At 58.0% G+C, this 24503-nt stretch carries 24 protein-coding genes; 3 read left to right on the forward strand and 21 right to left on the reverse strand.

Going from position 1 to position 24503, the window contains the following annotated elements:
• Positions 1-110: 110 nt before the first annotated feature.
• Entirely contained in the window at positions 111-1439 is a 1329-nt protein-coding gene (gene obgE, locus HM1_RS12300; RefSeq protein WP_012283719.1) for a GTPase ObgE, read from the reverse strand.
• 106 nt (positions 1440-1545) lie between these two features.
• Positions 1546-2109, reverse strand: a complete 564-nt coding sequence (locus HM1_RS12305) for a Spo0B domain-containing protein (RefSeq protein ID WP_012283720.1) — start codon at positions 2107-2109, stop codon at positions 1546-1548.
• A 492-nt stretch (positions 2110-2601) separates the two neighbouring features.
• Here HM1_RS12305 and ltrA point away from each other — a divergent pair, with 492 nt between their 5' ends.
• Positions 2602-4029: a group II intron reverse transcriptase/maturase gene (gene ltrA, locus HM1_RS12310; protein ID WP_012283721.1), complete on the forward strand. Its 1428-nt coding sequence runs from the start codon at positions 2602-2604 to the stop codon at positions 4027-4029.
• Between the two features lie 73 nt (positions 4030-4102).
• On the opposite strand, the gene rpmA is transcribed toward ltrA, so the two are convergent.
• From rpmA to HM1_RS12350, 8 genes are all read right to left on the reverse strand, one after another.
• Entirely contained in the window at positions 4103-4381 is a 279-nt protein-coding gene (rpmA, locus tag HM1_RS12315) for a 50S ribosomal protein L27 (protein ID WP_012283722.1), read from the reverse strand.
• Positions 4375-4722, reverse strand: coding sequence for a ribosomal-processing cysteine protease Prp (locus HM1_RS12320; protein WP_012283723.1), 348 nt, complete (start codon positions 4720-4722; stop codon positions 4375-4377). Before HM1_RS12320 ends, rpmA begins: the two co-directional genes overlap by 7 nt.
• 15 nt (positions 4723-4737) lie before the next feature.
• On the reverse strand, positions 4738-5049 hold the full coding sequence (gene rplU / locus HM1_RS12325) for a 50S ribosomal protein L21 (RefSeq protein ID WP_012283724.1): 312 nt from the start codon (positions 5047-5049) through the stop codon (positions 4738-4740).
• Positions 5050-5187: 138 nt separating this feature from the next.
• Entirely contained in the window at positions 5188-6444 is a 1257-nt protein-coding gene (locus tag HM1_RS12330; RefSeq protein ID WP_012283725.1) for an Rne/Rng family ribonuclease, read from the reverse strand.
• Entirely contained in the window at positions 6441-7139 is a 699-nt protein-coding gene (locus HM1_RS12335) for a TIGR03936 family radical SAM-associated protein (protein ID WP_012283726.1), read from the reverse strand. The genes HM1_RS12330 and HM1_RS12335 overlap by 4 nt, the downstream gene beginning before the upstream one ends.
• A complete protein-coding gene (locus HM1_RS12340) occupies positions 7114-9081 on the reverse strand; it encodes a TIGR03960 family B12-binding radical SAM protein (protein WP_012283727.1) in 1968 nt (655 codons plus the stop codon). The genes HM1_RS12335 and HM1_RS12340 overlap by 26 nt, the downstream gene beginning before the upstream one ends.
• Positions 9082-9256: 175 nt before the next feature.
• Positions 9257-10138, reverse strand: a complete 882-nt coding sequence (locus tag HM1_RS12345) for a site-2 protease family protein (protein ID WP_012283728.1) — start codon at positions 10136-10138, stop codon at positions 9257-9259.
• Complete coding sequence (locus tag HM1_RS12350) at positions 10135-11028, reverse strand: murein hydrolase activator EnvC family protein (protein WP_012283729.1); 894 nt, start codon at positions 11026-11028, stop codon at positions 10135-10137. Before HM1_RS12350 ends, HM1_RS12345 begins: the two co-directional genes overlap by 4 nt.
• A gap of 136 nt (positions 11029-11164) precedes the next feature.
• On the opposite strand from HM1_RS12350, the gene HM1_RS15835 reads away from it, so the two are divergent.
• Together HM1_RS15835 and HM1_RS12355 are read left to right on the forward strand one after the other, a co-directional pair.
• Positions 11165-11341, forward strand: a complete 177-nt coding sequence (locus tag HM1_RS15835) for a hypothetical protein (RefSeq protein WP_012283730.1) — start codon at positions 11165-11167, stop codon at positions 11339-11341.
• Between the two features lie 217 nt (positions 11342-11558).
• Positions 11559-12971, forward strand: a complete 1413-nt coding sequence (locus tag HM1_RS12355; protein WP_012283731.1) for an amino acid permease — start codon at positions 11559-11561, stop codon at positions 12969-12971.
• Positions 12972-13067: 96 nt separating this feature from the next.
• Here HM1_RS12355 and HM1_RS12360 read toward each other — a convergent pair whose 3' ends face one another.
• From HM1_RS12360 to mreC, 11 genes are all read right to left on the reverse strand, one after another.
• Entirely contained in the window at positions 13068-13256 is a 189-nt protein-coding gene (locus HM1_RS12360) for a hypothetical protein (protein WP_012283732.1), read from the reverse strand.
• Between the two features lie 334 nt (positions 13257-13590).
• A complete protein-coding gene (locus HM1_RS12365; protein WP_041313916.1) occupies positions 13591-15129 on the reverse strand; it encodes an N-acetylmuramoyl-L-alanine amidase family protein in 1539 nt (512 codons plus the stop codon).
• 13 nt (positions 15130-15142) lie between these two features.
• Positions 15143-16825 carry a nucleoside kinase gene (locus tag HM1_RS12370; protein ID WP_012283734.1) on the reverse strand — a complete coding sequence of 561 codons (1683 nt, stop codon included), beginning with the start codon at positions 16823-16825 and terminating at the stop codon, positions 15143-15145.
• A gap of 131 nt (positions 16826-16956) precedes the next feature.
• Positions 16957-17616 (reverse strand): flagellar brake protein, encoded by a 660-nt coding sequence (locus HM1_RS12375; RefSeq protein WP_012283735.1) that lies wholly within the window; start codon positions 17614-17616, stop codon positions 16957-16959.
• Positions 17617-17629: 13 nt separating this feature from the next.
• Positions 17630-18760, reverse strand: a complete 1131-nt coding sequence (gene rodA, locus HM1_RS12380; RefSeq protein WP_012283736.1) for a rod shape-determining protein RodA — start codon at positions 18758-18760, stop codon at positions 17630-17632.
• A gap of 125 nt (positions 18761-18885) precedes the next feature.
• Positions 18886-19155, reverse strand: a complete 270-nt coding sequence (minE, locus tag HM1_RS12385; RefSeq protein ID WP_012283737.1) for a cell division topological specificity factor MinE — start codon at positions 19153-19155, stop codon at positions 18886-18888.
• A 32-nt stretch (positions 19156-19187) separates the two neighbouring features.
• Entirely contained in the window at positions 19188-19991 is an 804-nt protein-coding gene (gene minD / locus HM1_RS12390; protein ID WP_012283738.1) for a septum site-determining protein MinD, read from the reverse strand.
• Between the two features lie 13 nt (positions 19992-20004).
• Positions 20005-20919 carry a septum site-determining protein MinC gene (gene minC / locus HM1_RS15325; protein WP_148207135.1) on the reverse strand — a complete coding sequence of 305 codons (915 nt, stop codon included), beginning with the start codon at positions 20917-20919 and terminating at the stop codon, positions 20005-20007.
• Between the two features lie 85 nt (positions 20920-21004).
• Positions 21005-23113, reverse strand: coding sequence for a penicillin-binding protein 2 (gene mrdA / locus HM1_RS12400; protein ID WP_049754169.1), 2109 nt, complete (start codon positions 23111-23113; stop codon positions 21005-21007).
• Positions 23110-23613, reverse strand: coding sequence for a rod shape-determining protein MreD (gene mreD, locus HM1_RS14770; protein ID WP_012283741.1), 504 nt, complete (start codon positions 23611-23613; stop codon positions 23110-23112). Before mreD ends, mrdA begins: the two co-directional genes overlap by 4 nt.
• A complete protein-coding gene (gene mreC / locus HM1_RS12410) occupies positions 23614-24456 on the reverse strand; it encodes a rod shape-determining protein MreC (protein WP_012283742.1) in 843 nt (280 codons plus the stop codon).
• Positions 24457-24503 lie beyond the last annotated feature (47 nt).

Raw genomic sequence — 24503 nt, forward strand, 5'->3', positions numbered from 1 at the left:
GGATTCGTTTCGTGCATTATTCTCGATGCATTGAAAGTTTCCTGCCTTGACCCTTTTTACACATTTTTTCAGAATCGAGCAAATTGGGCAAATCGTTTATTTTTTCGTCATCACCCATTTTCACCGTCATCGTCGCGTTCGGCATATTGAGCCGCATACTCGATGAAGTCAAAGTCCAGATCGCCGATGCGGACCGGATCGCCGTGCTGGCAACCGGCGTCTCTTAATGCCTGATCGACGCCCATGACATCGAAGATGCGCTGCAGGCGAGCTACCGATTCTTCATTTTCCATGTCCGTCATGGCCACATGGCGCTCTACTTCCTTGCCGGTGACAACGAAAACGCCCTGTTCATCGCGGTGGATCTTGAAGCGTTCCTCTGTCTTGCCGGTAAAGCGGACATCCATATGGGCGTCAGCGGTGACCCTTTCAAAGACGACAGGCCCCAGTTCTTCCAGCCCTTTGTGAACATGATAGATGAGCGGTTCCAGCCCCTGCCGGGTGGCGGCGGAGATAGGGAAAATGACAGCACCTTCGCCGAGCTTTTCCCGCAAGCGCGCCAGGTTTTCCTCAGCACCGGGCAGATCCATTTTATTGGCGGCGATAACCATCGGCTTATCGGCCAGTTCCGGTTTGTAGAGGGCCAGTTCCCGGTTGATGGCGTCGTAGTCTTCCAAGGGGTCGCGCCCTTCGCTGCCGGAGATATCCAGAACATGGATCAGGTAGCGAGTGCGCTCGGTATGGCGCAAGAAGTCATGACCTAAGCCGGCACCGGTGTGGGCGCCTTCGATCAGCCCCGGGATGTCGGCCATGACGAAACTCTGTCCCTCGGCGATGCGGACGACGCCCAGGTTGGGTTCCAGTGTCGTAAAATGATAGTTGGCGATCTTCGGACGGGCCGCCGATACGCTGGCGATGAGGGTTGATTTGCCCACATTGGGGAAACCGACGAGCCCTACGTCAGCCAGCAGCTTCAATTCCAATTCCAGCCAATGCTCTTCGCCAGGTTCACCCTTTTCGGCGATCAGGGGCACCCGGTTGGTGGAACTGACAAACTTGGCGTTGCCCCGTCCGCCTCTTCCACCCCTGGCGGCGATGTACTGCTGGCCATCACAGGTGATATCCACCAGGATCTTGCCTGTCTCGGCATCTTTGACAACGGTACCGATGGGCACCCGGACGGTCATGTCCTGGCCGTTGCGCCCGTGCATGTTCTTACCCATGCCGTGCTCGCCCCGTTCAGCCTTGTAGTGACGCTGGTAGCGAAAATCGACGAGGGTGCGCAGCCCTTCGTCGCCGATGAAGATGACGTTGCCGCCGTCGCCACCGTCGCCGCCGTTGGGGCCGCCTTCAGGGACGTATTTTTCCCGGCGGAAGGAGACGATGCCGTTTCCCCCGTCACCGCCTTTGACGAATATCCTCGCCTGATCGTAAAACAACGGCGTCACCTCCTATGGAATCGAACCCAATTGTCGGTTCAGTGATACTTCGATTGCGGTGCTGATTAGCCGACCCCGCTACAGGGTGAGGCAATGACGATGATGACTATTCGCGCAAAATAGCAGACAGTGTTATCGTCGCCATCGTCTCATCACGGTCGAGCCAATATGCTTTCAGAATGGGCTCAGGACCACAAAAGCGCAGACAGAGCACCGGTTCCTCCTCCGACTGGTCCCGTGTCGGGAGTAACGACTCGATCGCGGCCGACGCGACCGACGCTAATCGACGGGCCTTGTGCTCGACCTGCCATGGTCGCGGTTCCCATCCCCGGTCAACCTGGACGCGCAGGTGAATGGCCTGTTCCCGCAGTTCCTGACCCTTGAGCAGCAGATGGGCGATGACCGGCAAGATGCCTAAGGTCATGATGCTGCCAGCCTCCTGGAGCTGCTGGGCCACATGGCGGAGGTATTCGAGAGAGCGCTCCCCCCGCCCCACCTGGATGTATCCTAAGATCGTCTGCAGATGGTTGATAAAATCGTGACGGAGTTCCCGCCACAGTTTCACCCAGGCGGGCGCATCGGGGCTGAAGCCGGCCAAGTGTATCTCGGCAGAACAACTTTCTATCGAGGTACTCCGATCCGATGCTTCCAGAAAACCACTCTCCACCATTGGAAACCACTCCCGGCGGCGCCGGATCGGCATTGCTGAAGCCGCAGTCCGACGCACAATATTAATATTGACAAAAAGCCCCCGGATTTCTCCGGGGGCTGCTTTGGTGCGCCCGGCATGGGCGTTGTCTCTAGGGTGGAAGTCCCGAACGCCGAAGGTGGCAGTAGGCGTTAGCTTAAGGCAAGGGTGTCCGCCGCGAGGCGGAATCTGAAGGAAGCCAGCGGCAAACCTCCGGCCCGAGGACCACGAACCCCAGGTGAGGCTAGCGGCAGTTGGATGAGCTTGCCGAACAAAGCGAAGTCCTTGTCACCGAAGGCTGCCGAGAGTAAATGGGGCGGGTAGATGGAGGGAAAGGCAACGTTCTTACCCGGGGAGGCCTGCCGGGGGACCAAGTAACTTGGGAAACCACGCCGAAAGGCGTGGCTGAACCGGCAGGAGTCAGCAGAGGTCATAGTAGGCTGGCCCGACGTCCGGCCAGATGAAGGACCGAACATGATGGAAGGGGAAGCGACGATGCGTTCGCGTGACGCGCAGAGACAGCCGAATATCCCGAAAGGGAACTGCCAACGGGAGGAAGCGGTGAATCCGCAGGGGACCGGTGGAGTGCCGAGCGCGTTACCGGCACAAGAAGCGAAGCAACCCCGCGAAGAGACGTATGACCTGATGGAGAAAGTCGTCGAACGAGGGAACATGACGGAAGCGTATAAGCGAGTCATGGCCAACAAAGGCGCGGCCGGAATCGACGGTATGGGGCTAGAATCCCTGCGCCCGTACCTAAAAGAGGAATGGTCGCGCATTAAACAGGAATTGTTGGAGGGGACCTATCGACCGCAACCGGTCCGGCGGGTTGAAATTCCCAAACCCCAAGGCGGAACACGGAAGCTGGGCATTCCCACTGTCGTCGATCGACTGATCCAACAGGCCCTGAACCAGATCCTGATGCCGATCTTCGACCCTGACTTTTCCACGAACAGCTACGGATTTCGTCCGGGAAAGAGTGCGCACCAAGCGGTGAAGAAAGCGAAGGAATACATCGCCGACGGCTACCGATGGGTGGTTGACATGGACCTGGCCCAGTTCTTTGATCGCGTCAATCACGACATTCTCATGGCGCGCGTAGCGCGCAAGGTGAAGGACAAACGAATCTTGAAGTTGATCCGAGAATACCTCAAGGCCGGGGTCATGCTCAACGGGATTCGTGTGAAGAGCGAGGAAGGAACACCCCAGGGAGGTCCACTCAGCCCTTTGCTGGCGAACATCATCCTGGATGATTTGGATAAGGCACTGGAAAGCCGGGGACATCGCTTCTGCCGGTACGCCGACGACTGTAACGTCTACGTCCGCAGTCGACGGGCAGGGCAACGAGTGATGGAGGGTATGGCAAAGTTTCTGGAGGGGCGGTTAAAACTGCAGGTCAACTGGGAGAAAAGCGCAGTCGACCGACCCTGGAACCGAAAGTTTCTGGGGTTTTCATTTACGTGGCATAAGGCAGCAAAGATTCGGCTCGCCCCCCAAACGGTGAAACGGGTGAAAGAGAAGATTCGCCAGTTCACTGGGCGGAACCGAAGCATTGCGATGGAGGACCGACTGGTCACCCTCAACCAATACCTGAAAGGCTGGATGGGCTACTTTCGACTCATTGACACGCCAAGCGTACTTAAAGAGTTGGATGAGTGGCTTCGCCGACGACTGCGGATGTGCCTGCTCAAGCAATGGAAGCGCCCGAAGACACGAAGACGAAACTTAGTGGCGTTGGGGATCCCGGAGGAATGGGCATGCAACATCAGCGGCTCACGAAAAGGATATTGGCGTCTGTCCTTGACCCCGCAAATGAATAAAGCCCTTGGCCTCGCCTACTGGCGGAAACAGGGCTTAGTCAGTTTAGTCGAAACATACCAATCTCATCGTCAACCAGCATGAACCGCCGTATACCGAACGGTACGTACGGTGGTGTGAGAGGACGGGGGTTAATCACCCCCTCCTACTCGATTTCTTAGACAGCGTAGACGCTGACCTGTTTTTTGTCCCGACCTTTGCGTTCGAATTTAACGACGCCGTCGATCAGGGCAAACAGGGTGTCGTCACTGCCCAGACCCACGTTGTTGCCAGGGTGAATTTTGGTGCCGCGCTGGCGGACCAGGATGTTGCCGGACAAAACGGCTTGACCATCGCTGCGCTTGACGCCCAGGCGTTTGGCTTCGGAGTCGCGGCCGTTTCGGGAGCTGCCGACACCTTTTTTGTGGGCGAAGTACTGCAGATTCATGACTAGCATGGGACACACCTCCTCTTCTCGACGTGAAGGAAAGGCGGATAAACTTCCGCGATTTGTTGCAGACCGAGGACCATTGTTTCCAGGATGATCTGGGCCGTCTGCGCCGCTTCCGGCGCCAGCGGGTCCCGCAAAAGACAGCTCAAGTTTCCCGGCTTGGGGGCGCTCACCTCGGTCGCCTCGGCGCCGAGAAAGTGCTCCAAACCGTTGACAGCCGAGAGGGTCAGCGCCGACACGCCGGCGCATACCACATCCTGTCCGCGAGGTGCCGCCCCGGCATGACCTAGGGCTTGAAATCCCAGAATCCGTTGCCTTTCATCGACATAGACCGTCACCTTGACCATGCGCGCCGCCCAGCCTTAGGCTTGGATGGCTTCGACGCGAACCTGGGTGAAGGCCTGACGATGACCTTGTTTGCGGCGGTAGTTCTTCTTGGGCTTGTACTTGAAGATGATGATCTTCTTGCCTTTGCCGTGGTCTTCCACTTTCAGCAGGACTTTGGCGCCTTCGACAGTCGGGGCGCCGACCTTCAGTTCTCCATCCTTGCTGACAGCGAAGACGCGGTCGATTTCGACCACATCGCCAGGATTGGCTTCAAGTTTCTCCACCTTGAGCACATCGCCTTGTTGAACCTTGTACTGCTTGCCACCGGTTTCGATAATCGCGAACATAAATGCTACACCTCCCATACTAGACTCGCCAGGTATCAAGGCGCGACCGAAGCCGACTTTCCCAAGCCCGTCCTGAGCGGTTGAGAACAGGGGATAGATACCTACAAATCAGTATTTTATCGAGTAGGGAGACCTTTGTCAAGGGGTTATATCGCGAGGCGCCTCCCCCTTCACAACCCGCCCCCGCCCCTCACAACACTCACAAGGCACCGTCAGCAGCGCTCCTAGGCTCTGCCGCACCTTCTTGCGGGTCATCTCCACAAGCCCAAGCGCCGTCAAGCCGAGCACGCTTGTCCGCGCCTTGTCCCGCGCCAGGTGGGCTTCCAGCGTCTCCAGGACCTCTGCCCGGTGCCGATCGTCGCGCATGTCGATGAAGTCGATGACGATGATCCCGCCGATCTCACGCAGGCGGAGCTGGCGCGACACTTCCTGAGCCGCTTCGATGTTGGTCTGGCGGATTGTCTCCTCCAGATTGACCGTCCCGGTGAATCGACCCGTGTTCACATCGATGACGGTGAGCGCCTCCGTCTCTTCGATGACCAGGTAACCGCCTGACTTGAGCCAGACCTTAGGCCGCAAGGCTTTTTCGATCTCACTGTGCAGGTTCTGCTCAGCCCAGAAGTCGCGCCCCTCTTCCAGACGCAATCGGGGGCGCAGGGCCGGCAGGTTCTCCCCGGCCCACTCCCACATGCGACTGTACACATCCCTGTCATTTACACGGATCTGTTCGACGCCGTCATCGATGCGATCGCGCAGGAGGCGCTCGACCAGGTCACCGCTGCTCTCAATCAAGCAGGGCGCCGGTCGGCGGCTCGCCTTTTCCTGAATCCGCGCCCAACGCTGCCCCAGTCGAGCCACGTCAGCCGCCAGTTCCTCCTCGGAAGCGCCGGCGGCTGTCGTGCGGACGATGAGGCCCATCCCGGGCTGGCGCAATCGGTCGGCCAGTTTGCGCAACCGTTCCCGTTCGGCCGGGTCCTCGATCCGCCGGGAAACCCCACCCTGGTCGCCGTCAGGCAAGAGGACAACCCAGCGTCCGGGGAGGGTCAGGTGGCAGGTTACCCGGGGACCTTTGCCGCCGATCCCCTCCTTGAGCACCTGCACCGTCACTTCCTGGCCCGGTTTGAGGATATCGCCGATAGATAAGCTGGCCCGCAGGTCCTTCAAATGAGCCGGCAAAGCGTCGGCAAGGACGAGGAAGGCGTTCCGTTCCCAACCGATATCGACAAAAGCCGCCTGCATCCCCGGCAAGACGTTCTCCACACGGCCCCTGTAGATGTTGCCCACCATGGCGCCCCGATCGTTCTGCTCCCAGTGGACCTCGACGAGGCGATCCTCCTCTAGGACGGCCACCTTCGTCCATTCCTTATCGACTTGTACAAGGACGGTCTTGTTCATAGGACATCCATAGGCGTCAGCAACCGCTCTCCTTGGGCGACAAACAAACCGAGCCGCAGGATGCGCACCCGCTCCCGGTCGACGGACAAATCGCCATAGCGACACACCGCTTCGAGGACCTCCTCAGGGCGCACATTGCCCTCGCTGCCTGTCTGGACAAGCATCTCCAGGATCAGCGCGTCGTCGGTGCGAGATCCGGTCAGTTGAAACAGTCCGGGGCGGATGTCCCTTGTCGATACCCCTTTCTTTCCTTCCCGCTCGACAAGCCAGGATGCTTCGGCAAGGCTGCGCGACAGGGCCGCTGCGATGACGGCCTCGTCGAGCGGCTCTTGCAGGGGGACGCGCAGGCGGTACTGGGCCCGGTTGACGACGGCCATGAGCGCCTGCGTTCCTGGCGGCACCGCCTTGACGCCATGGATGCCGAACCCCTCCGGCATCGCCTTTTGCAACCGTTCCCGCACCTCTGCCGGATCGACGGCGGCAGCCAGGTCAACATCTACATACTCACCGAAAGAGACGATCCCGACGGCCAGCGCCGACGCAAAGGCGATCTTGGGGTGGGGATTAAAGCCTTCCGAGAAGGCCAGGGGGATGGCAGCTCGGCGCATCGCCCGCTCAAAGGCTTTCTGGGTGTCCAGATGAGAAAGCCAGCGGACCGGATCCTGTTTGCTAAAGGCGATCCGGACTCGGAACATGGTCTCCACCCCGCAAATCGATACTTACCCCTAAAGTCGGACAAACGCCGCATCCTGCGCACTGATCAGCCCGGCAGTCCCGGGTCAGCGCTGCGGCCAAGGCCTTTTTATGTTCCCGAATGAGATACCGGCGATCGACGCCGAAGTCGAGGTGGTCCCAGGGCAAGGGGTCGTCATAACCGATCGCCCGGTAGGCGTAATCAGCCGGGTCGACGCCGCATTCCTGGAAGGCCTCCAGCCAGGTTTCATAGCGGAAGAATTCGGACCATCCGTCAAAGACACAGCCCTTTTGCCAGGCCCGATGCAACACCTGGGCGAGCCGACGGTCGCCCTTGGCGAAGACGGCTTCGAGAAAGCTGATCCGAGCGTCATGCCAGCTGTAGCTGATCCGGCGATCGCGGAGCCGCTTTTTCAAAAAGGCCTGCTTCTCTTCCAGGTCGGCCATGGGCGCCTGGGGCTCCCATTGAAAAGGCGTCTGGGCTTTGGGCACAAAGGAAGAAGTGCTGACGGTGACACGGACGCTCTTATTCATCCCCTTCTCCCGCAGGATCGCCGTGCCCTTGTAGACGACCTGTTCGGCCAATCGGGCGATCCCTTCCAGGTCCTCCTCGGTTTCCGTAGGCAGTCCGATCATGAAATAGAGCTTGAGACTGGTCCAACCGTTAGAAAAGGCGCTTTCGACAGTCTCCATCAGGTCGGATTCGGTCACGCCTTTGTTGATCACGTCGCGCAGGCGCTGGGTCCCAGCCTCCGGCGCAAAGGTGAGACCGGTCTTGCGCACCTTCTGGACCTCTTTAGCCAGATCGACCGAGAAAGCGTCCACCCGCAGCGACGGCAGGGACAGGCCGACCTTCTGCTCCGCATGGGTGGCGATCAGTTCCTTGATCAGCGGCTCCACACAGGTGTAATCGGCCGTGCTCAAGGAGGTGAGGGCGATCTCATCGTACCCCGTCGCCTTGACCAACGCCTCCGCCTGCCGCTTCAACGTCTCCGGCGACCGTTCCCGCACGGGCCGGTAGATGCTCCCGGCCTGGCAAAAGCGGCAGGCCCGGGAACAGCCGCGCAAAACTTCGAGCATGACCCGGTCATGGACCACATCCATGAAAGGCACCAGCGATGTAGTGGGAAAATAAGCTTTGTCCAGATCGGCCACGATCTGTTTCTTCACTTTTGCCGGAACACCCTCCCGGATAGGCGTCGTGCCGAGAAAACACCCATCGGCAGCATACTCAGACCGGTAGAGGGCAGGCACATAGACACCAGGGATAGTCGCCAAATGAAGCAACAGCGCCTCCCTGCGGGAGCGATCCCTCCTTTCCGCCAGGTCGTCTCCTGCCGCTGCTGCGCCCCCGGCTATCGCCCCAAGGCCTGCATCTCTTTTGAAGTCAGCGATAGCCTGCAAGACGCGCGGCAACAATTCTTCTCCCTCACCGAGAAGGATGAGATCCATAAAAGGCGCCAGGGGCTCCGGGTTGACGGCGCAGGGGCCGCCGGCCATGATCAGGGGGTCGCCGTACAGCCGCTCCTCGGCGAAAAGGGAAATGCCAGCCAGGTCGAGCATGTTGAGGATGTTGCTGTAGGACATCTCATACTGTAGGGTAAAGCCGACCACATCAAAGTCGGTCAGCGGGCGCCGGCTCTCCAGGGAAAAAAGGGGCACCCCGCGCGAGCGCATGGCCTTCTCCATATCCGGCCAGGGGGCGAAAACACGTTCCATAACCATGCGCGGCTGTTCGTTGATCAGGTGGTAGAGGATGCGCAGACCCAGGTGGGACATGCCGACCTCGTAGACGTCGGGAAAGGCGAAGGCCATGGCCACATCGACGCCAGACCAGTCCTTTTTCACCTGGTTATGCTCGCCACCCGTGTACCGGGTCGGTTTCGTCACCTTGCGCAGCAGTTCATCTTCTAAGATTTGGCTGATATCACATATAGGACTCAAACTGGTATCCCCGCCTCACGCGCTGATTCATTCAATGATAACCGATGTACAAGGGAACTCACGATAAGATTATCCCCTTTATCCCAGAAAGACAACCCCAGCAGACGCTTTTTTGCCTTGCTGCGACACTGTTCTATTAAGCTGAAAGCTCCAAAACAGCGAAAAGCGCCTGGCTTCATCCGCCCCTGCGAATCAGTTCCCCTACAGCAGGGTCTTCTTTTCCCTGCAGCATCTGTTGGAGCAGCTCATTCTCACTGATCTGTCCGATGATTGCGCCATTTTCGTCAACGACGGTGACGAGCAGACAGCGATCCGGCACAATGCGAGGGAGCAGGCTGGAGATGCGCACATCACGCCGGGCCACGACCACCTCGCCGTTCCAAGCCACCCGGACCGCCAGCTTACGCCGCTTCATCCGGAACAGGTTCCAAAAAAACATGGGGCCGTTGCTCCTTTCCTTATGGGCACCGAGAAAGAGAAAGCCGGCGATCAGCGGCAGGTCGAGTCCGTTACGCCCGCCGTAGAGTCCAACGATGGCCAGCAGTCCGAAGATCAGCGCCAGTGCCTCCCCCCAACTGGCGGTGCGCAAGGAGGCGCCCATGACACCCCACCGCCCGGCCAGCCAGGCGCGACAGAGGCGTCCGCCGTCGAGGGGGAGGATCGGCAGCAGGTTGAACAGACCGATAGAGAAATTGACATTTCGCAAAAAGTCGAGATAGTCTCCCCAGTCGACACCCAGCCGCATCCCCCCTTCGAGGAGCAGCAAGAGAAGAAAGGAGAATATGGGGCCGGCCAGGACGACGGGGATCTCATCGCCGGGACTCTGCTCCAGACCCGGTTCAAGTCGTGCGACACCGCCGAAAGGAAAAAACTCGACTTCCTGCACATCGAAACCTTTGCGCCGGGCGACGAGCACGTGGCCCAACTCATGCCAGGCCACGCAGGCAAAAGCCAGTGCCACCTCCACGGCCACACCGGCCCAGACGTAAAGCGCCGCCAGCACAATAAGCCATTCGTTGATCCGCACGTCCACCCCGGCCAGGCGGACGATCCTCACTGGGGCTGTCCCCCCTTCGCACTCACCATGGGATCGACGCTGCAACCCTCCCGACGGACCTCGAGATAGAGCTGCGCCTGACCGTCCGCTTCGCTGCGGGCCAGGCGACCCAACACCGTATTGGACTCTACCGGCTGGCCGGCTTTCACCTCCAGCTTCTCCAGCGGGCCTATGATACGGACGGTTCCATCATCGGCTGCAATTCGAACAAAGTAGCCACCGTTTTCTAGCCATTCCAGGGCTACCTTGCCGGTCACGCCGGCGATCACCGGCGATCCCACCGGCGCGGCGATGCGAACGCCAGGATAAAACTGGCCGCCGCGCTGCCCGTAAGGCTGGACAAGGATGCCTTTCACAGGCGTTTCAACGGGCAGGCCCACCCGGGCCGTTCCGCCGGCAGGGGCGAAGACGGGGGTCACGGCAGCCGCGTCCGTCCAAAGGCCGAGACGCAAGACAGCCTCGTGAAGCGCTTCGTACTCCGCGTTCTCCGTGGCAAAGCGCCGGATCTCCCCTTGCAGCCAGCGGGCCCAGGGCTGGTCGAGTTGAAAGACTTGCCAGATCGCCGCAAAGAGGGCCAATGAGATAGCCGTTTGCCAGAGCCAGCGGCGAAGCGAAGACCCCTCTCTCCTCCCCGGCGGCGGTTCTCCCCAGCGAGCTGTGAGATCACTGGGAAACCAGCGCCGCGATGACTGCCTACCAAAACGGCCGAGCCAGCGGTTTCCCCCGCCGAGGCGACCGCCTCCGTCAGCCGCGCCGACCCTTCCGACCATAGGCGATTCAGAGCCGACCTCTTTTTCCGCCTCACCGACAACCTCCCCTGCCGCTGCCGGACGTCGACGCCGGCGGTTCATGATCCATTCACCGCCGTCGGGAATCATTGACTTTTTCACACTTGTCCCCCCTATCCCCACACCTGATACACTCTATGCGTCAATCTGGAAAAAATAGGACAACCTTTCTTTTTTCAGTCATTCACGCATCGCCTAGCGAGGCGGCGGGCATACTCCTTGACAGGAGGTGGTGTGTATGGCCCGGATCATCCCCTTGCCTAGACCGAACCTCACCGGCAAGTGCTCCGAATGTCCCATGGCCCCCTGGTGCTACACCCAACCGGCGGACCGCATTTCTATCAACCCCGTACATACACGAGCAATGAAGCGTGCTTTTGAACAGTGCATCCACCGGCGCAGCAATGAAAAATAAACCGTCCAACGTCCAGGCGATTGCGGGAACGTGCTGATCGCCTTTTTTCTTTGTCCGCCCGCGAAGGACACTTGTGCGAAATAGAACGATTGTTTATAATATGTGCTTGTCTACACTTCCCCAGTGATAGCGAATATCAAGGTAGGGAAAACTTGTCTCGAGCCTTCGGAAAAAACTTCTCTTTCTGAACCTCATGCGATGAAAGGAGCCTCTCTTCATGAACCTCTGGCGGAAAAAATCCCTGGACCAGTTGATCGAGTTCGGTCAAACGAAGTCAGACCTGAAAAAAACATTGGGTGCCTTTGATCTGACCCTGCTCGGCATCGGCGCCATCATCGGAACAGGCATCTTCGTGCTGACGGGCATCGCCGCTGCCGAACATGCCGGTCCGGCGCTGGTCCTCTCCTTCGTCCTCGCCGGACTGGCCTGCGGCTTCGCCGCCCTGGCTTATGCGGAGTTTGCCGCCCTATGCCCTGTGTCGGGCAGCGCCTACACCTATTCCTACGCTACCTTGGGCGAATTCATGGCCTGGCTGATCGGTTGGGCGCTTATCCTCGAATATGGCCTGGCCTCTTCTGCCGTCTCCATCGGATGGTCTGCCTATTTCGTCAAACTTGTCGAAGGCCTAGGCTTTCACCTGCCGGCGACGCTGGTCAATCCGCCGGCTGGCGGCGGGATTGTCAACCTTCCCGCCGTCATCATCGTCCTGATCGTCACCGCGCTGCTATCGATCGGCATACGGGAAAGCGCTCGGGTGAACAACTTCATGGTCTTTGTCAAAATGACTGTCGTTCTCCTCTTCATCGGTGTCGGCATCTGGTACGTCAAACCGGCCAATTGGATTCCCTTCATGCCCTACGGTGTCTCCGGCATCTGGTCAGGTGCAGCCATCGTCTTTTTCGCCTACATCGGCTTTGACGCCGTCTCCACCGCTGCCGAAGAGGTGAAGAACCCGCAGCGGGATCTGCCCATCGGCATTATCTCTTCACTGGCCATCTGTACCATCCTTTACATCGTCGTATCCGCTATCCTGACCGGCATAGTTCCCTATTCCCAGTTCAGAGGTGTTTCTGCGCCAGTGGCTTTGGCCATGCAAGTGGCGGGTCAAAACTGGGTGGCCGGTTTTGTCTCCGTCGGCGCCATCGCTGGCATCACGACAGTGCTCCTGGTGATGATATACGGTCAAACACGCGTCTTTTTCGCCATGAGCCGCGACGGCCTCCTGCCTTCCCTCTTCTCGAAGGTACATCCCCGCTTCGCGACGCCCTTTATCTCCACATGGATGACAGGGTTGATCATCGCTTTCGTGGCTGGTTTCGTTCCCATCGGGATCGTGGCGGAGATGGTCAACCTGGGTACCTTGTCCGCCTTCGTCTTTGTCTCCATCGGGGTCATCCTGCTGCGCTACCAGCGTCCCGAACTGAAACGCCCCTTTCGTTGTCCCGGTGTACCTTTTACACCCTTGTTTGCCGTGCTGTTTTGCGCCTTTTTAATGGGCTCCCTCCCCTGGATCACCTGGAAGCTGTTTTTGATCTGGATGGGTGTAGGCGTCGTTGTGTATTTCCTCTATGGCTTCTCCCATAGCAAGATCGCTGCCCCAGTTGAAAGAACAAACACGTCGGAGGAATAAGTTAAAGCAAACGATAAAGGTCAAAAAACCCGCTCTCTTCCTTGAAAAAGGAAAAGAGCGGGTTTTTCTTTTCAATGGCCCATCAAAAGCAACCTGCTATTCAGCCGGATAGCGTGTCCCGTACTCCTGCAACGGTGGGAATCGCTCCCTCGATTGGCCCTGTCCAATCAACCGACGGACCGCCTGTGGGTCTAGCCGCTGTGTTTTCCGGTAGGTCTTCTTTTGACCCAGCTCCAGCCAAATGACAACCCCGATGAACAACGCCAGCAGGACAAGTATGGACATCAACCGCGTTCCCCCTTTCCTCGCTTTCCAACGGAATCATCCATTACTTCTCAAACCGTCAGATCCGATTGCGTCTATCCCTTTAGAAGTCAGTCCCTTTAGAACGATAAACAAATACGCGAAGATAATTTGAAAATCCTTCCAACTGCCTTGATTTTCGTTCGTCCTATTTCGACTCGAAATGCGGAAAGGGTAGCGGTAGGTTTTGATCGGACGGCGTGGAAACATCCAAGCAAGGTCGAACAGCGTCGAGGGAAGGTCGCGGCAGCGCGGGGCAGCGTCGAAGAGATCTGGAACGATAGGTTTATGAGCGCATCGGCTTTTGACGATGGGTTTATGAGCGCATCGGCTTTTTGAGGTATTCCATCAAGGCAGCGACAACCGCCCGGGCAACGCGATCTTGAAAATCCGCACTGAACAACAATTTTTCCTCTTCGGCATTGGAGATGAAGGCAGTCTCCAGCAATGCAGCGGGAACCTCGGATGTTCGCAGGACATAAAAGTTCGCCTGCTTGACCCCCCGATCTTCTCTCCCCGTCGCCGGTTGCACTTTGCGCTGAATCGCCTCAGCAAGAGAACGTCCATTTTCAGCGCATATCCATGTCTCCGTTCCACCCGCCTCCGATCGGGCGGCTGCGTTAGCATGGATGCTAAAAAACAGGTCAGGACGGATTCGGTTGTTGATCGTTCCCCGGTCGGCCAGCGACACATCCATGTCGACGGAGCGGGTCAGCAACACATCCACACCCTCTTTGACCAGGAGATCACGGACCTTCAGGGCCATGGGCAAGGTGAAATCCTTCTCCTGTTTGCCTGTCGGGCCCAAGGCACCGGGATCGCTGCCGCCGTGGCCGGGGTCTAGCAGGATCAACGGTATTCCGGTGCGCCGCAGCACCGTTGTTCCTGGGATGCGGATGCGCAGGCCGCCAGGTTCGCTCTGAATCTGCGGCTTCGCCGGTCCATTCAGGTCGATGACGACCCGGGCCGTATCCTCCCGGAACTGACCAAGCCGCACCTGTTTTACCGGCCCCAAGTTGATCACCCTGTTCTTTGGCAGGCCTTCTGCCAGTTTAGCGCCCGGCAAATCAACAACCAGCCTGTCCGGTTCACCCAGGACCGACAGTTGAAACTGGGTTCTGTCGGTCTTGGCCAGGATGATGACGTCCCTGTTGTTCTCGATCTGCCAGTCGATGTCCGTCAGTTGGCCGGAAAGGGAGGGCACCGTTCCCGAGGACCCCACCGTTTCAGAAGGCTTCGCCGCGCCAGAGGGCGTCGTCGTTCCCAGTGGGCTTGGCGGAGTCAATAGGTTTGATGGATCGGGTGTCGCCGGCATTCCCGGCGCCTGCCCTACCGGATCCGCCGGAGATGACGGCGACGACGTCTTTGATGCAGTTGTCACATAGGCCGTGCGGCTGGCGCTGTCCCAATCGATTTTCCCGCCCATGGAAGCACCGACGAAACGAAAAGGGACGAAGAGCCGGTCCTTTCGGAGTTGGGCAGGAGCATCCAAGGAAACGGCCTTGCCGTTCACATTGGCCTCCCGTTGACCGGGACGGAGGAGAATCGTCAGCCCTTCCCCAACCAACGTAGCTTCATATTTTTGGCTGTTCCAAGCTACCTTCAGTCCCATTTGTTCTGACACGACGCGAAGGGGAACAAGCACCCGGTCCTTCACGATCAACGGTGGTGGATCGGAGATGACAGACTTGCCATTGATGACTAAGTTGACCCTTTCCAAAGACGGAGAAGCCGCATGGGCCGGCAAGGGTTGTCCGAGGAAAAAAAGGGCAGTCAACCAGCCCCCCAGCAGGGAGACAGCCGCAAGTGACGGGCAAGCAAACAGAAAAGGCCACTGACGAGATGTAAAGAACAAAATCAGCCCTCCCTTAGAAAAAACAACTGCCGCCGATGAATTCACGCAGGATAGAGTTAGGAGGAACCTCCAGGTCCTCCATGGGGCGAAAATAGTCGAGCAGCGTCAAGAGGCGTTGCGCTTCGCCATAGACCTTCGAGTCGCTGGGGATGGCCTCCAGGAGAGGGACAGCGTAGCGGGCCAATACCGCCAGTTCATAGACGAGGGCGGAGTTGAACATGACGTCCGCCTCCTCTTGAAAGGGAAAGATCCACCGTTCCTCGCCGCGGCGGACAGAGGGCCACATGGTCAATGTCCGCGGCGCATCATGGGAACGAAACCGATGATCCCGGACGATGCGGCGGATGCAGCGGGCATCGGTCGTCTTGATATAGTTCATAGGATTCAGGTTGAGCTCCATGAGGGCGCTCACATAGATTTTAAACTTGTGATCGCGGGCCACCGCCGCCGTCAATTTTTCATTGAGCCCATGGATCCCTTCCACGATGATGGGCCGATCGATGCCGGCCTGTACGATGTCCTGATGGTACTCGCGATCGCCTGTGTGAAAGTTATAACGAGGAAGTTCTACAGCCTCGCCGGCGATCAACTTCATCAAGTGGTCGTTAAATAGTGCACAATCGACAGCATCGATGGACTCAAAGTCGTAGTTGCCTGAGGCATCGCGGGGCGTCTGTTCCCGCGGCAGGAAATAATCGTCCATGGAAAGGTTCACCGGATCGAGGCCGTTGACACGCAGCTGGATCTTCAGGCGCTGGGCAAAAGTGGTCTTACCCGAGGAAGAAGGGCCGGCGATCAGGATCAGCCGCGCCTTTTCCGGTTCCTCTGCAATCCGGTCGGCGATCTGGGCGATCTTCTTCTCATGGAGCGCCTCGGCGATCCGGATCAGCTCGCCCGTCCTCCCTGCCTCGTTGTGGAGATTGAGGTCGCGCACATCGCCCACCTTGACGATCTTCGTCCACTTGTCTGACTCGCGGAAGATGTAAGCCAGCTGTTTCTGTTCCACATTGGGCGGTATTCGGAAGGGATCGGACTGGTCAGGGTGACGCAGGAGAAAACCGGTAAAATAGTGCACCAGTTGATAGGTGGTGATCATCCCCGTATGTGGAACGAGGATCTCGTCACTGTAGGCCAAATAATCGCCACAGGTATAGATATTCACCGGTTCACGGCTGCGAAAGCGGAGGACGTCGGCCTGATCTTGGCGGCCGGAGGCCTCCAAGATGTGCAACGCCTCAAAACGGCTGACCACCTTGCGCTTGATCGGCTCAGCGGCCCGGACAACTTCCCACATCCGTTCCCGCAGGCGATCGACCATCTCCGGCGTCAAGGGCTCGTCGCCCAAGAGTTCACCATAAAAACCTTTGTTCAAAGAAAACTGAATCTCCAGCTGCTTACCGGGAAACAGTTCCCGGGCCACCCGCATCAAGACAAAGGCCAGGCTCTGCCCATAGACGCGCAGGCCGGTCTCCGTCGACATGTCGACCATTTCCACCAGGCAGTCTCTTTCCGGGACGTATTCTAAGTCCTCCAGCACATTGTCGACTCGAACGGCCACAATGGGCGCAGGATACTCGGGCTGCAGTTCCCAGGCGAGCGCCTGCAGCGGGAGGCGGCGGTTCCACCACCGGCAGAAAAAGCCTGTCTTCGGAGAGGACACGGTTAGGCCCAGATAGTTCGATCTATATTCGTTCATCGTCCCCGTTCCTCCTCTGTTCACCCCGGAACGTGTGTTCCGAGTCACTCTTACATTATACTTCGTAACGCCAGATATCGACAGGGCTTTTCGTTCCCAAAAAGAAACCCCGCCGCTGGGGACCGGCAGGGCTATTGAATACCTTGGCTACGCAACTCGCGCTGTCTGGCGAAGATAAACTGGATCACCCGTTCCTGCTCTCCCCGGGAGATGTTCAAAAACTCGACTCCGAGGACATAGGCGACATCCTTTCCCGTCCCTTCGACGTGGGAACGTTTCACCTGCCCGCCGACGCGGAGTTGGTCCTTACCGAGCGGCAGGTCCACCATGATCTTGTCGCCCACGTGCAGCTGTTCCTTGACAGTCAGACAGACGCCGCCACCGGAGAAGTTGCGGATGACCCCCTTGTACCAGGTCCAATCCTTGGGATCCACATCTTTCTCTTGTTTGCAGTACTGAGTGGCGACGGTGATAGGGAAACGGTAAAAATTCCGGCGCTGCACCTTGTCGGCGCGGATCGGTTTTTTTACGATAATCACGGGAAGCGGGGTAGATCGGCGCGATTGGATGACCGTCTGGTAGACCCAAACCCCGTTCTCGCTGACCTTGTAAAAGATCAGCTGTTCGCCGACGTGCAACGGGATCAATTGTCCCTCTTTAAACGGCAATGCCAGCGCCAGGGTGTCTTCTCCCATATCCTCGATCCGGCTCTTGTAATGACCAGAATAGATGCTGCCAGCCGGGATAAGGATTTGGATTAGGTCATTGACGTTTAGCCGCTCCTGACTCATGACATGTCCACTCCTAAAACATTATCGACTGTCTACGCCAGTGTACGTTGAGCAACAAGCCTAGACAAACCAGATTTGTCAGCATCGCCGAACCGCCATAACTGACAAAGGGCAAAGGGATGCCCGTAACCGGCATGATGCCCGTCGTCATTCCTACGTTGACCAGGACATGAAAGAGCCACATGGACACGATACCTGTTACGATGAGCGAACCGAAGGTGTCTCGGGCGTCGAGGGCAATGCGAAGACCCCGAAGGATGATCACAAAGAAGAGCGCCAACAAAGCGACGGCGCCGATAAAGCCGAGTTCTTCCCCGACTACGGAGAAGACGAAATCCGTATGGTGTTCGGGAAGAAAATTCAACTGGGCCTGGGTACCCTGAAAAAGCCCCTTACCAAAGAGCCCGCCGGAACCGATGGCGACCAGCGACTGGCGGATATGGTAGCCGTCCCCAAGCGGATCCAAGTCGGGATCCAAAAAGATGATCAACCGTTTGATCTGGTACTCCTTCAAGGGCAAGGGCCAACCCCAGGTCAGGTGACCGTAAATGGCAACGATCACCACCACAAGACCGGAGAAGACGAGAAGGCCCAAAACCTTCTTGTTCGCTCCTGCGGCTGCGAGCATCCCCAGCATGATGGCGATAAAAACGAGAGATGTGCCCAGGTCGGGTTGCTTCAAGATCGGCAACATGGGCACAGCCACAAAAGCGAAGCAAGGCAACAGGTCCTTCAGTGTCTCCAAGCGCCCCTGCCGTTTGGACAGGAAGTCGGCGAAGGTGATGATCATAAGAAGCTTGGCAAATTCAGAAGGTTGAAACTGGAAGCCGCCGACGTTGATCCAGCGGACGGCCCCGTTCACATTGACGCCGAGACCTGGAATCAGCACGGCGATCAGGATCAGCAGGTTCAACCCATAGAGATACCAGGAGTATCGCGATAAGGTCTGATAGTGAAAAAACATGGAGATGATCACAAAGGTGATACCGACAAAGACCCAGATGGTCTGCTTGCGGGCGAAGGCCAAAGGATCGGCGCCCACGTTGGATGAGGCGCTGCGCATGATGACAATGCTGAAGGTCAGCAGGAGAAGCACAACAGCAACCAGTGTCAGATCCAGGTTCCGCGCAAGTTTCCAGCGCAAAGGTGTTCCCCCTGACTTAGAGTCTGAAGACAATCCTATTATAGGGTATCGTTCAGACAATGAAAAGCCCCTCCCATTTTGGAAAAAGAGGGGCTGGACGCTTTTTGCTTTGCCCGATGCGGGGATCACACGTTGCGGCGTTTCAACCCCAGCACAGGAATGTTGGCTACCAGGGCGACAGATGCTTCGTCATTGTTCAGATTGACCTCCAGCGACCGTTCATCAATTTCCATATAACTGGAAATCACCTTGATCAGGTCCTCTTTGAGGGCCTCCACGATTTCAGGCGAGACGCTGCTGCGGTCGTGAACCAGCACGAGACGCAGGCGCTCCTTTGCGATGTTTTTGCTGTTGCCGCCGTCGCGGCTGAACATGCGATTTAAAAAATCCAGCACCGCCATGGGCTTCCCTGCCCCCTTTCCTGCTGTCAGCGGTTCATACCGAAGATCTTGCGAATCTTGTCAAAAAAGCCTTCCGAAACCTCCAGGTTCATCAAGGGCACTTCGGCGCCGGTCAAGCGGCGGGTGATGTTGCGATAGGCCTGGCCTGCCCGGGAATTATCGTCGAGGACAGCCGGTTCGCCTTTGTTCGTCGAGATGACGATGGAGTCGTCTTCCGGCACGACGCCGAGGACATCGATCGCCAGGATGTCCACCATGTCTTCGATGGACATCATATCTCCCTGTTTGACCATCGCCGGCCGCAGGCGGTTGATGATCAGGCGAGGGTTGTGCAGGCCGGCCGCCTCAAGAAGGCCGATGATGCGGTCGGCGTCGCGGATGGCCGAAACCTCCGGGGTGGTGACGACGACGGCCTTCTCTGCGCCGGCGATGGCGTTCTTGAACCCCTGCTCGATGCCGGCAGGGCAGTCAATGAGCACGAAGTCAAACTCCTGCTTGAGGTCTTCACAGAGTTTTTTCATCTGGGCCTGGTTGACGGCAGTCTTGTCCTTCGTCTGGGCTGCCGGCAGCAGGTTGAGACGGCCGTCAGGGAAACGCTTGTCTTTGATCAGCGCCTTGGCGTAGGTCACCTGACCGCTGGTCACATCGACGATATCATAGACGATCCGGTTTTCGAGACCCATAACGACATCCAGGTTGCGCAAACCGATATCAGTATCGACAAGAACGACTTTAAAACCGAGCGCAGCCAGCCCGGTGCCGATGTTGGCCGTTGTTGTCGTCTTGCCGACGCCGCCTTTGCCTGAGGTGATGACAATCACTTCACCCATGTGTGTTCCTCCCTTACACGTCTTTGCCGTAAGATTTGGTTCCATAGTGGTAGCGCTCAATCGTCACCATACCATCTCGGATACGAGCGATTTCCGGGTGTTCGGGACCTTCCTCCTCTTCATCAGGCGGACGGGTGATGTGATTGGCAATGCGCAGTTGTGTCGGCCGGAGCCGGTAGGCCGTCACCACCGCCTCATCACTGCCCATAGCGCCGGCGTGGGCCACACCGCGGAACACCCCCATGACGATGATATTGCCCCCGGCCACGACCTCCGCGCCAGGGTTGACATCGCCCAAGATGACCACATGTCCGGGATAGCGCACGGTCTGACCTGAACGGAGCGTCCGCTGAATGAGCAGCGTCCGTTCGTCGCCTCCCTGGGTGAGGATGGCCGTTTGCATATCGGAAGGGCTGCCTCCGAAGCAGTCGGCAGGTTCTGTCGTCGCCTCGGCGTAATCTGGCGCGGTACCGACCGGGGAAAAGCTCGAAGCAGATTCGTCTCGGTAATCGTAGTTCCTCGCCGCGCCATCAGCCCGTTCAGTCGATTCATAGAGGTGGTTAGCGATTTGATAGATGCGTTCGCGGTTTCCTTTTAACACGACCCTTTCCTCCTCGTCATGTTGACCGACCGGATCAGCCCAGGAATTGATTCCCCGCAAGATGAGCCCGTAAGACGGGAAGAGGGTCTGGAGACGTTCGATCTGGTCCGGGTGGAGCTGCCGTGTCCCTACATCGACAGTGACATGGGCACCCACAAGAAAAAAATCGGCTGAGGCCAGTTTCGTTTCAATCGCAGCGGCCAGTTCGGAAAAATCGCACTGGGAGTCTAGAAAGAAGGTAAGCCCGTCTTTGGAACCCTTGATCACAATGTCTGCTTTTCCCATTGCCGTCCATTCGCCCCCAGCCGATTTCCATAACTTTACCATTTTCGTCCACCCTTGAAATTCTACGTCCCGGGGGGAATTCCTTCAAGCAAAACAAAAAAAGGAGGAGCCCAGCTCTTCCTTTCCCTTATTCTTCGACACGCCCAAAGGGAACCAGGGCTTCCGGATTGGTAGCGTCAAGGCCGAAATAGGCTTCAAAGGCGGCTCGCGCCACAATGCCGGCGGAGGAACCGCCATGGTAGCCGTATTCGACGACGCCGGCGTAAGCCACTTCCGGGTTGTCGTAAGGTGCAAAGGCGACGAAGACGCCATGGTAATCCTTTTCTTTGTTGTCGCCGGCCCGGCCCGTCTCAGCCGTGCCCGTCTTGGCGCCGACCTTGACGGGGAAATTGTTGAACAGGTAGGACGCGGTCCCACCTTGCTCAGTGACGGCCAGCATGGCTCGCCGGACCAGGGCCAGGTTCTCCGGCGACAGAGACACCTGGTTCAGGATGGTCGGCCCGAACTGTTGGACCACCTGCCTTTCCGGTGTCTCGATCCGGTCAACCACATAGGGCTGGAAGCGGGTGCCTCCATTGGCCAGGGTAGCGATGTAGTTGGCCAGCTGCAACACCGTGTACTGGCTTCGCCCCTGGCCGATGGAGGTGTTGTAGGTCTCGAAAGGCTGCCAGTAAGGCCAGTAGTTCAGATCATTGCGGTATTCCCGTTCGATCAGCTTGCGCATGGACATGTCTTTTTTCTGGATCTTGGCTTTTTCCTCTTCCGTCTGCGCGTTGGCCAGTTCCTCTTGGGTCTTTTTGTCCTGTTCGCGCATGCGTGCCTGGTAGCGATTGTTGGCATAGGAGCTTCCCCAAGCGCGCTTCCAGTCCCGACCGGGCAGGAGGCCCTCCTCCTCGCCGGGCAAGAGAATGCCCGTCTCCTGGCCGAGGCCAAACTCGCGGGCGATGCGGTTGATGTTGTCGATGCCGGCCCGCCGCCCCATCTCCTGAAAATAGACGTTGCAGGAACCGGCGACAGCCTCATTCAAGTCAACAGGTCCGTGAACGGTCCAACAGCGGATGTTTGGCTTCTCCCAGTAGGCGCCGGTGCAGTTGATCTGTTCGCGAGGGTCAAGTTTTCCCGCATCCAGCGCAGCCATGGCGGTGATCGGTTTGAAGGTCGAACCTGGCGGATAGGAAGCCTGGATCACCCGGTTGATTCCCGCCGGCGGATCGGAACGGAAGTAGTAATCGGCCGTTGCCTGGTCCATCGTTCCGATAAAATCGTTAGGGTTGAGGGCCGGCCGGGAAACCATCCCCAAGATGGCGCCGGTGCGGACGTTGATCAAGACAGCGGCGCCAGCTTTTGCCTTCGGATGCTCGCGCTGCAATTGAGTCAACGTCCGGTCCATCGCTTCTTCCATCTTCTTCTGCACCTTGGCGTCCAAGGTCAGGACCAATCGGTCGCCTGGCGTGGGGGGGTGGGTGAAGAGATTGCGGATAGGCCGGTTGGATTGATTGATCTCTACCTGCTGGTAGCCATCCTGGCCGCGCAGGTACTTTTCATAGGCCTTTTCCAAGCCTGTTTTCCCGATCATGTCATTGGGGCGGTATTTTTCATCGCCATACTGTTTCAACTCGTCGGCGCTGATCTGCCGGACGTAGCCAAGCAGGTGGCCGGCGATCTGGCTTCCCTCGACAGGAGGGTAGTAGCGGACGGGACCTTTTTCGACGACGACGCCCGGCAGTTCAGCCCGACGTTCCTCCAGCATGGCCACTTCTGTCTCGCTCAGGTTCGATTTGATCAGGATAGGCTCGTAAAGCCGCGACTGCCGTTTCTTAAACAGTTCGGTGATATACTCCGCTGTGATCGCCGGGTCGTTGGCGCCCAGGATCTGAGCCAGCTTCTGCACGACCGCCTCCCGATCGCCATTCTGGATGCCCAGGTAGGTGATGTATGCGTTGAAAACAGGCACCGATGTGGCCAGGGTCACGCCGTTGCGGTCGACGATGTCTCCTCGCATGGCCGGGATAGGCAACATTTTGATGCGGTTTTCCTCGGACGTGGTCGTGTACGCTGTGGCATCTACGAACTGAAGATAAAAGAGGCGGCTCACGAGGATGCAAAAGACGAGAATCGTCGCCACCGCAAAGAGCCGCAGCGTCTTTTCCAGGTCTTTTCGACGCTTAGCGGCAGGCGGGTCGATGGTCATCTCGTTGGCCATCTCATTGACAAGGTCGTTTAAGTCGAGGCTCATGAACCCACCTCTTCCTTCGGCAACCACCCTTTGCAGGCGGCCCGGTAAAAGGGTCCGTACAGCAAGGACGCCGCCACTGTGTTATAAAGAGCCTGGGTCAAGAGGGTCATAAAAAAGCCACCGACGGCAAAGGGCAGTCCGGCGAAACTTCCCAACAGGAAGGCGAAAGTGTGGTACGCTACTGTGCCGGCTAAGACGCAACCGATGGGCACAAGCAGGTTGTCCTTGTACAGGCGCCCTTCGATGAAGCCGCAGAGGCCGGCCGTGGCGGCCAAGGCAAGGGCGTTTAACCCGATATAGCGTCCCGTCAGCATGTCCAGAAAGAGGCCGGCGCCGGCGCCGAAGAAGCTGCCGAAACGACCGCCCTTCAGTATGGCTGTAAAGACGACAAGAATCAATACCAAATGTGGTGTCACGCCGCCAAGCGCCAGTTTGTCCATCAGGGTCGTCTGCAAGGTCGTGCTCGCCAGCAACAATAAGACCAGGTTCAGATGGCGCAACTACTCTCCCTCCTGGCGCAGGACCTTTTGGACGATGAAGACCTCCTCGAGACGCTGGAAGTCGACAGCGGGACGCACCGTGGCTCGTTTTGTCAAGCCGTTCGGTTCCGGTTCCACACCGGTCACATAGCCGACGCGCAAACCTTTCGGATAGAGCGACCCCAAGCCGGAAGTGACGACCAGTTGTTCAACCGGAACGGGCGCGTCGCGGCGCAGGTGAACCATCTGTAACAGGCCGGAACCGTCGCCCCTGGCCTCGACAATGCCAGGCTCCCGGGTCATCAGCAGCATGGCCGGCACTGGCGCTTCTCGGTCGATGATCAGCAGAACCTGACAGGAATGAGGCGACACAGAAGTCACATGACCGATCAATCCGTCATTGTTGATGACGACCATGTCTTTCGCCACCCCGTCGGCAGCCCCCCGGTCGAGGGTCAATGAACGAAACCACGTCGATGTCTCACGACCGATGACTCTGGCCGCGATCATCTGGTAGTTTCCCCCTTTTTCTTCTTTGAACGCCAGCATCTCTTTCATGCGGAGATTTTCTAACTGATATTGGCGAAGCAATCCGTTTTCACGGCGCAATTCACCGTTCTCCCGACGCAACGCCTCGTTCTCCTCTTTGACCTGACGGTAGTTGATCACCGCCTGGCCTATAGCCTCCCCCTGTCCGATTACATAGGTAAGACCCGCCTGGAACGGTGCCAACAAGGCATGGCTGGCACTCTCCAGAAGGGACGTGTCCCATCGATCGTTGCTCGTCATCCGGAGAAGCCCCAAGCCGATGACCGTTCCAAGACCGGCGACAAGAAGCGTCTTTCTCATTCTTGTTCGGGCCAAAAAGGCTTCCCCCTTAATGGAATCGGCCGCATCCGTCCACTCTTTCG

This window comes from Heliomicrobium modesticaldum Ice1, assembly GCF_000019165.1.
GTDB lineage: Bacteria > Bacillota > Desulfitobacteriia > Heliobacteriales > Heliobacteriaceae > Heliomicrobium > Heliomicrobium modesticaldum.